Source organism: Nostoc sp. UIC 10607 (assembly GCF_047228265.1).
GTDB lineage: Bacteria > Cyanobacteriota > Cyanobacteriia > Cyanobacteriales > Nostocaceae > Nostoc > Nostoc foliaceum_A.
The window spans coordinates 16,542-28,823 of the sequence record NZ_JBIQNW010000070.1; the positions used below are offsets into that span (position 1 = coordinate 16,542).

At 39.8% G+C, this 12,282-nt stretch carries 10 protein-coding genes and 1 pseudogene; 8 read left to right on the plus strand and 3 right to left on the minus strand.

What is annotated here, in order from left to right; genetic code table 11:
• Window positions 1-37 precede the first annotated feature (37 nt).
• The 5 genes from ACEYW6_RS31065 to ACEYW6_RS31085 all read left to right on the plus strand — a co-directional run bounded on the left by ACEYW6_RS31065 (window position 38) and on the right by ACEYW6_RS31085 (window position 5,700).
• Window positions 38-946 carry an FAD binding domain-containing protein gene (locus ACEYW6_RS31065; protein ID WP_196512132.1) on the plus strand — a complete coding sequence of 303 codons (909 nt, stop codon included), beginning with the start codon at window positions 38-40 and terminating at the stop codon, window positions 944-946.
• Window positions 947-958: 12 nt separating this feature from the next.
• Complete coding sequence (locus ACEYW6_RS31070) at window positions 959-1,348, plus strand: hypothetical protein (protein WP_412982809.1); 390 nt, start codon at window positions 959-961, stop codon at window positions 1,346-1,348.
• 94 nt (window positions 1,349-1,442) lie between these two features.
• Complete coding sequence (locus tag ACEYW6_RS31075; RefSeq protein WP_412982810.1) at window positions 1,443-1,922, plus strand: VOC family protein; 480 nt, start codon at window positions 1,443-1,445, stop codon at window positions 1,920-1,922.
• A 62-nt stretch (window positions 1,923-1,984) separates the two neighbouring features.
• Window positions 1,985-4,510: an alpha-amylase family glycosyl hydrolase gene (locus ACEYW6_RS31080; protein ID WP_412982811.1), complete on the plus strand. Its 2,526-nt coding sequence runs from the start codon at window positions 1,985-1,987 to the stop codon at window positions 4,508-4,510.
• A 293-nt stretch (window positions 4,511-4,803) separates the two neighbouring features.
• A complete protein-coding gene (locus tag ACEYW6_RS31085) occupies window positions 4,804-5,700 on the plus strand; it encodes an SMP-30/gluconolactonase/LRE family protein (protein WP_412982812.1) in 897 nt (298 codons plus the stop codon).
• Between the two features lie 314 nt (window positions 5,701-6,014).
• On the opposite strand, the gene ACEYW6_RS31090 is transcribed toward ACEYW6_RS31085, so the two are convergent.
• Window positions 6,015-7,835 carry an asparagine synthase-related protein gene (locus ACEYW6_RS31090; RefSeq protein WP_412982813.1) on the minus strand — a complete coding sequence of 607 codons (1,821 nt, stop codon included), beginning with the start codon at window positions 7,833-7,835 and terminating at the stop codon, window positions 6,015-6,017.
• A gap of 20 nt (window positions 7,836-7,855) precedes the next feature.
• On the minus strand, window positions 7,856-8,647 hold the full coding sequence (locus ACEYW6_RS31095; RefSeq protein ID WP_412982814.1) for a lasso peptide biosynthesis B2 protein: 792 nt from the start codon (window positions 8,645-8,647) through the stop codon (window positions 7,856-7,858).
• A gap of 421 nt (window positions 8,648-9,068) precedes the next feature.
• Between ACEYW6_RS31095 and ACEYW6_RS31100 the strand changes: the two genes are divergently transcribed.
• Both ACEYW6_RS31100 and ACEYW6_RS31105 read left to right on the plus strand, forming a co-directional pair.
• On the plus strand, window positions 9,069-10,313 hold the full coding sequence (locus ACEYW6_RS31100; protein WP_412982815.1) for a pentapeptide repeat-containing protein: 1,245 nt from the start codon (window positions 9,069-9,071) through the stop codon (window positions 10,311-10,313).
• A gap of 477 nt (window positions 10,314-10,790) precedes the next feature.
• A pseudogene (locus ACEYW6_RS31105) lies at window positions 10,791-11,108 on the plus strand (transposase); the annotation flags it as partial.
• A gap of 99 nt (window positions 11,109-11,207) precedes the next feature.
• Here the strand turns inward: ACEYW6_RS31105 and ACEYW6_RS31110 are convergent.
• Window positions 11,208-11,387 carry a hypothetical protein gene (locus tag ACEYW6_RS31110; RefSeq protein ID WP_412982816.1) on the minus strand — a complete coding sequence of 60 codons (180 nt, stop codon included), beginning with the start codon at window positions 11,385-11,387 and terminating at the stop codon, window positions 11,208-11,210.
• 682 nt (window positions 11,388-12,069) lie between these two features.
• On the opposite strand from ACEYW6_RS31110, the gene ACEYW6_RS31115 reads away from it, so the two are divergent.
• The gene (locus ACEYW6_RS31115; protein ID WP_412982817.1) at window positions 12,070-12,222 is read left to right on the plus strand and encodes a hypothetical protein; all 153 of its coding nucleotides are present in this window, start codon (window positions 12,070-12,072) and stop codon (window positions 12,220-12,222) included.
• The last annotated feature ends 60 nt before the right edge of the window (window positions 12,223-12,282 follow it).

The window sequence follows — 12,282 nt, forward strand, 5'->3', positions numbered from 1 at the left end:
ATTTAGCCAATTACCACTGAAAATTTTGGCGTTGCAAATGCTTCCTATTAAATTTGATTATGCTGCTCCTGAAAATTTAGCAGCAGCAGCAAAGCTACTCCACGAAAATCAGCAAGCCCGGATTCTGGCTGGTGGTCACAGTTTACTGACGGCCATCAAGTCAGGTCTAATCTCTCCTTCTCTGTTAATAGACCTCAAAAAAATTCCTAATTTGCAAGATATCAAACTCCCACAAGAAACCGGCGGTATTCTGCAAATTGGAGGTATGACAACCTATGACCAAGTAGCTACCTCCTCGGAAGTGCAGAAAAATTATCAGGCTTTAGCAGAAGCGGCCAATAGCATAGGCGATCCTCAAATCCGTAACTGGGGGAGGATGGGTGATATTTTCGCTTACCGCGACCTCGCCTGTGATTTGCTGGCTGTTGCTTTGGTACTGGAGGCAACTTTTCATCTCACCAGTGCTAACAACAGTCGGGTGATAACGGCAGATGATTTCATTTCTCTTGGTATCCAAACACAATGGCAAATACCTGAAATTCTCACATCAATTGATTTTCCCGCCCCTATTTCTCGGTCTGGTAGTGCCTATGAATTCTTAAAGCATCCAGCTAGTGGCTATGTTATCTGCGGTATCGCTGTCTTAGTAGAGTTATCTGCTAATGATGTTGTAGATAAATGCTCTGTTGCTGTAACTGGTGCTACATCTTATCCTCTCCGACTGTCTCAACTAGCACATAGGATACAGGGTAAAGCTCCAACACCAAAGAATATTGCTACAGCAGCTAATTTAGCAAGAGAAAGTATAACTACAGCCCAAGTTAGTAATCAAGAACTAACTATTGTTGCTGACCGTTATGCCTCTAGTGAATATCGACATCACATGATTGGTGTATTTACTCAGCGAGTACTTACCCGCGCTCTTAAACAAGTTCAAATTCCATAGCAAATTATGAATATGGCGACAACACAAATTACCTCTGGCCGTCAGTTTCTTGAAGAACACTTACGCTACCTCGAAACCAGACAGGTAGAGGAAATGATCAACAAGACCTACAAAGAAGATGCAATTTTGTATAATGCTTTTCCTTGCTTGGATACTCCACCCCCAAATGTGGTTCAAGGTCGGGAAGAATTAATCAGAGTTTTTAACATTTATCTCGACTATCAAGGGGAAATTAAAGTGGACTCTCTGTACAATTTTCTGGCAACAAATGATGTGATTTCCTTCCAAGCTACAATTAAATCCCCTAAAACTGGTAAGTGGGTAGTTGCTGATACTTGGATGATGGAATCAGGCAAAATTGCTCGTCATTTTGGTGTTGCACACAAGCTAGAAGATTCTTAAAAACTAATCGGTAAAAAACTCTCAAATTCATAGGGCTGTTATGAACAGAGCCAGCATATAAATTTCGAGTCAAAAATCATGGAGAAAATAAGTCATGAGCTTGCACATCTTTTCTCAAGTTGCACTTACTTGTAAAGACCCAATTGCGACAGAAAGATTCTACACAAAAAACTTTGGTTTTAAGCGAGCTAGGGTGACAAAAGTTCCCGATGGTGAGCAGATTGTTGCGATCAAGATGCTTGATAGTGCCTTCTACTTTGAGCTTTTTAAAGCGAAAGAGGAACTTGCTGTAGTTCTCCCAATTAATGATGGGCCAGAATATCCCTCTGTACGTCACTTGGCTTTTAAGGTTGATAATGTAGACGCCAAGTTAGCAGAGATGGGCGACGATGCCAAGATAACTCTTGGCCCTTTGAACTTTGATGAATATATTCCAGGGTGGCGTACAGTTTGGATTTATGACCCAGACGGCAGAATTGTGGAAATTAGCCAAGGCTTTGTTGATCAAGATAATCCACCGCCTTTGGAGACAGATTTAACAGGTCGGAAAACTCAGCCTATACATTTTGCGTAACTTGCAAAAAGTGGTGGTGACAGATATGAAAACCATAACCTAATTACCTGAAGGATGCCATTATGGCTACAATTACTGTTCAGTTTACCTATTTTACAGGTATCAAAAAAGCAATTTTTAACAATCCCCGTTTAATTGGCACTTGGGATGAAAACGGTCGCTATTCTCAACAATGGCGATCGCACCAAATGCAGCAAATCATTGGTGAAGATGGCTGTCCTGGCTTTCAAACTACGGTTGAACTTGATGATTCCCAAGTTGGTTGGCTATTTCGCTGGGGTGTAATGCTAGATAGTCCAGCAGGTAATAACTTGTGGGGAATCCCAACTGAGATTAATGATCGCAATTCCAGCGATCGCCATCGTAGTTTTACGTTACAATCTCCTGAAAACGGTCAGTCTCAACAAGAGAGATATTATCTAGTTCATAGTCGCAGGCTAGGTGCGCAACCATATTATCTTCCTGGTGAATCTCAGCCTGCGCTGCGGTTTGCTGTCTGGTCGCCAAATGCCCGTAATGTAGAAGTTGTGTTTGGTAACAGCAGTAGTGGGTATATTGCAGACGATTTTTTTCGAGATGATCCTGATTTTGGCATGAATCCTCACCTGGGACCATTTCCTATGTCGCGGACAGAGGAGGGGATTTGGCAAACAGATGTGACAGTATCACCAGAACTGGCTAATTTCTCCCGCTTTGACCACATCCCTTATATGTTTCGGATTGCCAATGAAGGAGGACGGGTAGTTTATCGAACTGATTTGTACTCTCGTTGTCAAATTGGTAAAGGCAATATCAATCCTGATGGTAAGCCTTTCTCTAGTCGATATCAAGATAAACAGGGAACACCTTTTTCGGGAAAATATCAAGATTTGGATGGTACTAAAAGCTGTTCTGTAGTCATCAATCCAGATATCGTAACTAAACGTTTTCAGGAACCAGTCTGGCCAGAACAAGAATTTATCCCAGAACAGGAGTTCTGGCATGATGAGTTTTCATTGGAACGCCATATACCCCAGCGTGTTGAAGATTTAGTGATTTATGAACTCCATGTAGGGTCTTTAGGTTATGGTCACGATAGACCAGGAAACTTTGAGGATGCGATCGCTTTACTACCCTACTTAGTAAAATTGGGAATTAACGCTGTCGAACTTTTACCGATGGCAGAATTTCGAGACGAAGTAAATTGGGGCTATGAAACATCTCATTACTTTGCTTTGGAATATAGTGCGGGTGGTAGAGACCAACTGAAACATTTTGTTAGAGAATGCCATCGTCATGGAATTGCCGTGATTTTAGATGTGGTGTACAACCACTTCAATCCTGATGGAGAACGGGCTGAATGGGCATACGACTCGGATATTCCCGAACATAATATCTATTACTGGTATGAGGGCAACTCTGGTGATTATTTTTACCCAGATAGTAGACCTTTCCCTGAAGGTGGCTTTGTTGACAATATGTCTACGGGTTATGCACCTCGGTTTTATGAAGAGATGGTGCGACAGATGTTTATCAGCAGTGCTGTAACTCTCATGGAAGAGTTTCATGTAGACGGCTTCCGGGTTGATCAGACAACTTCTATGCACCTATACAACCAACTGCACGCTGATGGCAGTCCTGTTGGTAATGCCAATATTTTTGGTGCTAAGTTCCTCAGAGAATGGACAAGGACAATGAAGCTGATCCGACCTGATGCCCTCTTGATGGCTGAGGATCATTCGGATTGGGAAAAAGTCACTGAATCGCCCGATATTGGGGGCTTAGGTTTTGATGCAGCTTGGTATTCTGAGTTTTATCACCATTTAATTGGAGATGCTAGGCCGGGAACGGAATATGCCAAATTAATTCCTACAGCTGGATACGGTACAGATGCACCCTTAGCTATGGATAAATTTGCTGGGGCTTTGGGATGGTCTGGTCATAAAAAGGTTGTCTATCATGAATCCCATGACGAAGCGGGTAACTCTTATTTTGAAGAAGGAGGACAGAGAGTTGAATCACGGCGCACCATTGTATCTGCTGCTAACGCCGCACCGTTGATTGGCGAAACCCGCCGTTATGCAGAGGCGCGTTGTCGTTTTGCTGTGGGAGTGTCGATATTGTCGGCTGGTACGCCAATGTTTTTGATGGGTGAGGAAATTGGCGCACAAAAACCTTACAGATACGGCGACTTCATACATAACCGAGAGGATTTGTTAGGCGATCACCAAACTCATGGTCAGAAATTATTCCGATTTTACCAAGACCTGATTCAGCTGCGCCGCAACCATTCCGGATTGCGATCGCACTTGATTGATATTCTCTATGTTCACAATGCCAACCGAGTTATTGCTTTCAGACGTTGGGATGTAACTGAAGAATTTTTAGTTGTAGCTAGTTTGAATAATCAGCCCTTCTCCTCAAGTTACACCATAAACAATTCCCGAATCGGAGATGATCAGTGGCGCGAGATATTTAATAGTGATGCTTCACTTTACGGAGGAGATAGTATAGGTAACTTTGGATTTAATATATCTGCAACTAACGGATATATTAATCCCATAGTTCCAGCAAACGGATTTGTTGTTTTCCAACGTCAAAGGACATAATACTGTTTCTCTGGAAGCTAGCTACAGATGGCAAGCAGGGAAAGTATCAGAAATCATTTGTAGTTTTAATTGAGAGAATTGGTAATACCAATTCAAAATTCAAAATACCCTACGGGAAGCAAGCTACAAAATTCAAAATTAAGAAAGCCAGATGCCATCTTGTTTTTAGAGTTTGCATTTGTTGCTGAATTTTAGAGAATTGGTGTAAATGTGAAGGTTTCTTTTTTGACTTTCAGCCAAAGAAATTAGTATTTTTTTTAGCTGCCACTTCATATAAATTTTTTGCATATAATATGTATCAGATTGTGCAAGATAAACTCCACAACATTTTAAACGCACGGGCCCGCTTGGGCGAAGGTCCAATCTGGGATGATAATGAAAAATTACTTTACTGGGTCGATATCTATAATCATCGGGTGCATCAGTTCCATCCTGCTAGTGGGAAAAATGTTTTTTTTGATGTAGGCGATGTAGTCGGAGCAATCGCTAAAGCAGGTAAAAATCAATTGATTATAGCGCAACGCCATCGTTTAGCATTCCTCGATACTGAGACAGGTATAGTCACCCCAATTGTTGAGATTGAAACAGATTTGCCAGATAACCGTTTTAATGATGCTAAATGCGATCCTCAAGGTCGCTTTTGGTTTGGCTCAATGTCTTCCTCAGGAAAGGCTCAGTCTAGCCTTTATCGCTATGACTTTGATGGTTCATTACATGTGATGGAAACAGGACTGACTGTTTCCAATGGTTTAGGGTGGAGTCCCAATCACGAAAAATTTTACTTGACAGATTCTCCCCAGCAAAAAATATATGCTTACGACTTTGATACAGCCACAGGTAATATTAGCAACCGCCGTATTTTTGTTGATTTAACTGGTGAGTCTTTCTTTCCCGATGGTTTGACCATAGATAGTCAAGGATATATCTGGTCAGCAATGTGGAATGGATGGTGTGTGATTCGCTTCAGCCCAGAGGGTAAAGAGATTTTCCGGTTACAGCTATCAGTACCACTTGTGACTAGTTGCACCTTCGGAGGCGAGGATTTACAGACACTTTATATCACCACTGCCTCTATTGGCCTTAAGCAAGAAGACATCGAAAAAAGTTTTGACTCCGGTGATTTATTTGCCTTTGATACTGATGTTACTGGATTACTAACGTATGATTTTAACTTATCTAGAAAGGTATAAACAAGTTTATTGGTGATCGCATTAGCGAAAAGCAAAAACTCGCTTGAAACTCAATACCTTCGTCAAAAAAATAGTATGAAGAGATAGGGATGATGTAATAGAGTTATTGTCTTTCACAACGACAACTCAGAAGTTACAACTTGCCCCTGTTCGACATCTTAGCACTGTTACAATGTCTGCTATCGAAGATTAGCGTGACTATGATTGCATCATTTTAGCCGTATCAGTCCACTACATATACTTAAATTAGATTGGATTGCTATAGAAACTCATATGTAAATAATTCTGTGTGATTACTTATTATCCGAAACGGATTAGCGATTAGCTTTCATTTGGTCAAACCAGGCGATCGCAGCCAAGGAACTACTGATCCGGCTACCACTCCTCACATCGCCAATCCCAATCGCGTGTTGTCGCATGGCTTGAATCAATTGCTGTTTGTCGAAAATGCCTAATTCATCAATCCGCGACTGAGCCACCATTTCCTCTAGATTAGGTAAATTCTTCGCTAGTCCCTGCCAATAAACCTCGTTGAAATTTCCCTTGAACCGCCGAGTCCGAATTGGTTCGGGCAGAATCCCTCCCATCGCTACTTGCAGCAGAGGTTTGGGAACGCCAGGGATTTCTCTCAGTTCTCTGGGGAGACTGAGACAGTAGCTAATCAGACGCGGATCGAGGAAGGGTTGGCAAATTCGGATTCCCAGAGGTGCGGCAAGATTCCAGGCAGCCCAATTTCCGGCAGATGCACGCAGTCCTAGCAGATTTAAGGATTGCTCTACCGGATATCTGTTGATATCACGTATAGTCGCTAGCGCTTTGCCCCACATATCGTGCTGCTTGGCAAAATCAGGGAGAACCCAAGGAGGAATGGTAAATAAACCTAGCTTTGGCCAGCGTCCATAGCCCTGTCGGATTAAAGCTGGGAAGCCCTCTCGCAACAGTGGCGGAATTAAGGGTTCAATTCCGAATGGGTACAAAATTGACCAGAGACTCTGGTTCTTGGCATTAGCCCATTGACGCGCCTCTTGTAAAGCTTTGTTCCAGTGACCTTGACGCATAAAATCTGCCAAGTGCATTCGATTTCCTTCTACAATCAGTTCTGCTCCTCCTCCACTCATAATTGCCGTCACCCCCATCTGAGCAGCTACATCGACCAGCACCTTTTCCATTGCTAAGTGGAATAAACCAGGATAAGGTTCGTCGTGGGCAGGGATTTCTTTGGTGAACCACTGGAAGTCTAGAGCTGTCTCCCCATCCACATAGTGTGGTTCAATTGCTCCTCCCCGATCCACCACCATTTGAATGTAATCCGTTTCACCTGCCAGAGTCCGCATTTGATAAATCAAAGAAAGGGTAATCAGCCGTCTGGGAGAGGTTTCTGCGGCTAGTAGATCGCGGGCAATACACACTATAGAAGAGCTATCCATCCCTCCTGACAAGTGAGAAGCGATTTTCTCGTCCTGAATTCGCTGTTTGACCGCTTGCCGAAAAAGGTGGATAAACTGTAAACCTGCTTCTTGGGGCGTGATATTTTCTATCGGTTGAATTTGCTTCATCCAGTCCCAAGACCAGATTTTTGTTGTACGACCAGCGGCAGTCAATACTAGGAGAGTGCCCGGTAGAATCCGTTGAATTTCCTCAAATGCTGTCTTTTCAGTGGGTAAATCGACAAAAGCATAGGGAAACATTAAGAATGAGGCAAGAAAATCTTTATTAATGGCAGCTTGAGGAAGTCGTTGCGTTAATAATTGCAAATTAGTGCTAACCCAGGTGGTTTCGTTGTAGCGCGTCCAGTACAAGGGAAAGCTTCCCAGGGGATCTCGCAGGGCTAAAAGACAAGATCGCTTTGGATCAAAAACCACTAGTGCAAATTCACCCTCAAGTTTCTCTAAACCTGGTGCGCCATAATGTTGGAAAATAGCTAATGCCAAGGCTGCATCTGAGGCGAATTCCTGCGGGAATGCTTGAGGAAAGCGAGTTTTTAATTCATCCAGGTAATAAATGCGTCCCATCAGCACCACTGCCATCTTTGTTGCAGAGTCTTGGGCGAAGGTTACTAGGGAAGAGACTAGAGAAAAGAAATGAAATTCGGCTTTTCCGGTTGCTTCTAGGGTGACTTCAAATCCGGTTGTCATGGCTGTCCTCGCTGTCGCTTTTAGAAATATCTGATAACTGGGATAAAGGATTGACAATGAGCCAGTTCATCCGTCACAACTAAGCCATGACACTCAACCCAGGCGTGGACTTGAAACGGATACCGATCAATGCCAATAACTAAAGTTGCAGGTAAGCTGTAAAAAGTGCGGAGAAGATGATAACCAACCAGCGCCCGTTCTTTACAAACCATTGGTAAGAAAAGCTTACTAGCAGCTGCTTCCCGTACCATTCGATCCACTGTCTGAATGACATCTGTTATTACTGTGGTGTCAGCTGTTGAAATTGCACTATGCCAGTACTGCCACAATGAGACAGTGCGACTCCATCCGATTAAACGAAAACTAAGCCAACTTAAACTTAACAATAGCTCAACGGTAAAACGATTGGGAGTTGCTTCAGGATTCACTAAATTGCAGAAAATTGAACTGACTGTTTTTAAGAGCGAAAGTAAGATTTTATTGAGTATTCTTCGACAAAAATGTATTAAATAAAACCACCAATCAAGTGATTTCATAGGAGTAACAAGTAGTTTTTTTTGCTCTAAGTCATGTAATAGTATATTCAAGTCATAGCGAAGATTTTCTTCAGTTACGTCATATATTTTAGTTATTTCGTTAATTGTCTCTTCTACCCCTTTTTCTAGTACGAGTAATATTATCAATGTAGCAATTTTATCTAGTCCATAAAACTGCCCATGATTAAAGTCCAAGATTTGAGCGATCCCATCTTGTACAAATAGAAAAATGTCTCGATTGAGGCTGTAGTTGTTTGTATTTCCTGTATTCAACATTTTTTATTACTGTATTAATTAGTGATAAAAATTACATATTTTGTTGAAATTATTATTGTCAATTTTACTTAAAATATTGGCATTAAATAAAACATTCTTTTAAACGGATACAATACTAAAAAATGTTGCAATAATTGTCTACATTGACTCATTCATTTATAGAATATAAGTTAAACTTTTTCATCATCTGCTAATTATCTAGACCCATCTATAAATTGAAACAATTTTAGCTTATATCTTACTAAATCATCAAAATCAATTAAATAAGCTATAAAATCAACAAAATAGGAAAATAGGGAATATTTTTAAGAAAATCCTTGATTTAAATATTTTTCTTTATTTCTTTTTTTTTGGCAAATTACAGGAAAATCATCATTTTCCGTTTGAGATATTCTTTTTTTAGAGAAGGATGGCGATTAAAATGTTGAATAAACAAGAAAATCAGCAAGCTATTGATTACTCCGAAACAGAAAAACAACACCGTGTACGACAAGAGTATTACATACCTTTAAACAACCAAGAGCGCAACATACCTTCAAGAAATGGGCTATCCCAGTTCTACAAAAACACTGGCTTTGCTAGTAAAACCTTATGGGATATTCTGCAATTAATAGGGGGAGCTACCTTCTTGGGCTTAGTAGGTCTTTGGATAAGCTATAGTTTCCAAAATAACCAAGTACAAATTGCAGCAGAAAGATACCAGCAAACAGCCCTAGACAACTATTTCAATCAAATGACAGACATACTGATTGATAAAAAACTAGGTTCCCTATACCACCTTATTACAGATACAGATAACCCAAGCATTCATACAGATAACCAACAGTCTAATAATCTAGACTCAATTCCTCACCTCATCAACGTAGTACAAAGATTAGAAGAAAAAGTGATAACAACAAAAGACAAAGACAATATAGTGGAAATATTAACAGATGTAAATAACAGTCAGTTTAAAGAATTGGAGGCTATCGCGAGGGCACAAACTTTAACCACCTTGAACTTGCTACGTTTAGATGAAAAACGCCGCGACTTGCTCCTTAATTTCTTGAGAGAAACAAATTTAGTTGCTAAAGATCGACGTTGTATCGATAATAGCGATAAAGACAAAGAAAAATATTGTGAAAAGCAAGAGAGACAGGCAAACCTCCTAATTGGTATTAATCTGAACAGCCTCAATCTTCCCGAAATCAAATTAGACCTCTTTATCCTCAAAAAGGCTGACTTTGGTAATGCCAATTTATCCAAAGCTTTCCTTTCAGAAGCCGACTTCAGTTCTTCAATCCTCAACGGTTCCAACCTTAGACAAGCTTCTATGAAGAACACAAATTTGTACGAAGCTAATCTTAAAGATGCCAATCTCACCAATGCTGATCTCACCAAGGCTAATCTCACCAAGGCTAATCTCACCAATGCTAATCTCACCAATGCCAATCTCACCAATGCTAATCTCACAGATGCCACACTAACCAAACAAGCTTTTTCTCCTAAGAGTGATGCCATAAAAATAAGAGACGAAAAAGATTTTCCCCCTGATATTTATCTTTGCAGGACCACACTGCCTAACAAAATTTCATCCAACCGAGATTGTCTAAGAACGTGGAAAAAATGGCCTTTAGTAAGAGAGGGAGATGATTTAGTGTACGATTTTAGTACACTGAAACAGTGAATTCACATTAATTCCTAATAACTGCAAATGAAGAGGAAAGAAAATCTTTTTTTAGACAATGCGGTGTGGATTCCACATCATAAGTAAGAGGATGTTTTAAAGTCATCTTGTTCGTAGCAAAAGTTTAAAATACCCCGACATCTCAAAAAGGGGGACTTTAAAAGTTTTTTAAGGCAGACTAGGAGGTAGCAACAAGTGTTTAAACTTACAGCAAATTTCGTAGCAGTGAGTACACAATGGCGGGCAAGATGCCCACCCTACAAGATTTACACTCTATAAGTCTGTACCTCATTTACTTGCAAAGCGCTGTATAAGTAATCATTTTTAAAACAATCTCTAACAATGAGATACTCGCTTAAATTAATGCGAAACTATTTAACCTGAGTTCGGGATAAGGAAAAGGACAGGTAGTAAGCTGAAAATAACAACAAATCTAGCAACCTGTCCTATGTTTAGTTTAGATGCTTTGTTCTGTAAATATTTGGCGATCGCGGCTATGTTTCTGAAAAACTTGCTTCTCAGCTTTTGGAAGAGTTCGGAATCCAATTTTTCGCTAAACCCCGTCGCAATATGAAGAATAGGCTGATGCGTCTTCATGACAAGCTTTTGTCCCGTAAACGCTCAATTATTGAGACGATTAACGACCAGCTCAAAAACATTTCTCAGATTGAACATTCTCGACACCGAAGCCCCGTTAATTTTTGCGTTAACGTTCTTTGCGGATTAATCGCTTATTGCCATCAACCTAAGAAATCTAGCCTTCAACTGGAGTGGCTTTTACCTCCTTATCTTTAACCCGAACTCAGGTTATTTACTATCTTAGGTATCAAACTGTACCTAAATAAATCAATTCATCCTCATACTCAGCAACGCCAGAAAAAATCTTAATTTTAGTCAAGGATTCCACCAGTAAGATGTATTAGGTCCATCATTTTGAGATCCGTTAACCCCAGCCTGAATCTGTTCTAAATTACCAAGCGAAAAAACTTCAGGTTTGCGATAGGGGAGTCTTTTATCGGTCTTGGCTAGCTGTCTTAGCAGTTCTGGTGAAGACTCTAAATTTTGCTTAAACATAGCAATAAGTCCGAAAATCTTTACAGATCTATTGTGCATCATTTGAAATAAAAATAATGATAAATGCAAGAATATTTAATATCAATTAAACTATCTAGATAAAAATTATGGTTCTTCAGTACTTGTTATGCCAAATTATTAAGAATAGATATCGAAAAATGTCAAAAAATATATCAAATATCTGCTAAAAGTACTGTAGGAATTGACATATCAATAATATTTATTGTTACCTGTAGATATTATCTCGACTATTTTGATATAAATTTATACTTATGAGTAGCAAAAGAGATATTAAAATTCTTTCAGAACTTTTTGATTTAGGAGATATAAAAGTTATATCGCATCGCTTTCACGATGGAATTGGAATTATTTTACAAACCGAATCAAAAAGATTATATGTACTTGTCCCAGGTGTGGCACCTCAAGTCAGAAATTACATCAAAATCATCGACATATTGTTAAAGACTTACCTTTTGGGAATAAGCCAGTATTTTTAGAAATTAATCGGCGTCAATTCAAATGTGAAATATGTAAAAAACCGTTTAGTGAAAATTTAGATTTTGTCAGGAAGAAAAGAACTTATACAAAGCGGCTGGCACAGAAAACAATACAAGAAGTTTTAGAAAACGATATTCATACTGTAGCTTCAAAAGGGATAGTTACAACAGAAGAGATAGAAGGTATGTTAAAAGACGCATCGGAAGAATTATCGGATTCAAAACCTTTAAAATTAAAAAGATTTGGAATTGATGAGATAGCTCTAGTGAAAGGAAAAGGAAATTATTGTGCAGTACTAATAGATTTAGAGACATCCAAACCTGACTTTTCCCGTTAAGTCTCTTTTGCAAGCTGCCAACCCTCACAGAGGTCGTGTAATTTTAACCAACCTCGCCAC

What these genes read in the sequence shown, in the direction of transcription:
- ACEYW6_RS31100 (WP_412982815.1), top strand. Translation starts at nt 9,069, where the DNA reads ATGTTGAATAAACAAGAAAATCAGCAAGCTATTGATTACTCCGAAACA.
- ACEYW6_RS31110 (WP_412982816.1), bottom strand. Translation starts at nt 11,387, where the DNA reads ATGTTTAAGCAAAATTTAGAGTCTTCACCAGAACTGCTAAGACAGCTA.
- ACEYW6_RS31115 (WP_412982817.1), top strand. Translation starts at nt 12,070, where the DNA reads ATGTTAAAAGACGCATCGGAAGAATTATCGGATTCAAAACCTTTAAAA.
- ACEYW6_RS31070 (WP_412982809.1), top strand. Translation starts at nt 959, where the DNA reads ATGGCGACAACACAAATTACCTCTGGCCGTCAGTTTCTTGAAGAACAC.
- ACEYW6_RS31085 (WP_412982812.1), top strand. Translation starts at nt 4,804, where the DNA reads ATGTATCAGATTGTGCAAGATAAACTCCACAACATTTTAAACGCACGG.
- ACEYW6_RS31080 (WP_412982811.1), top strand. Translation starts at nt 1,985, where the DNA reads ATGGCTACAATTACTGTTCAGTTTACCTATTTTACAGGTATCAAAAAA.
- ACEYW6_RS31075 (WP_412982810.1), top strand. Translation starts at nt 1,443, where the DNA reads ATGAGCTTGCACATCTTTTCTCAAGTTGCACTTACTTGTAAAGACCCA.
- ACEYW6_RS31095 (WP_412982814.1), bottom strand. Translation starts at nt 8,647, where the DNA reads ATGTTGAATACAGGAAATACAAACAACTACAGCCTCAATCGAGACATT.
- ACEYW6_RS31065 (WP_196512132.1), top strand. Translation starts at nt 38, where the DNA reads ATGCTTCCTATTAAATTTGATTATGCTGCTCCTGAAAATTTAGCAGCA.
- ACEYW6_RS31090 (WP_412982813.1), bottom strand. Translation starts at nt 7,835, where the DNA reads ATGACAACCGGATTTGAAGTCACCCTAGAAGCAACCGGAAAAGCCGAA.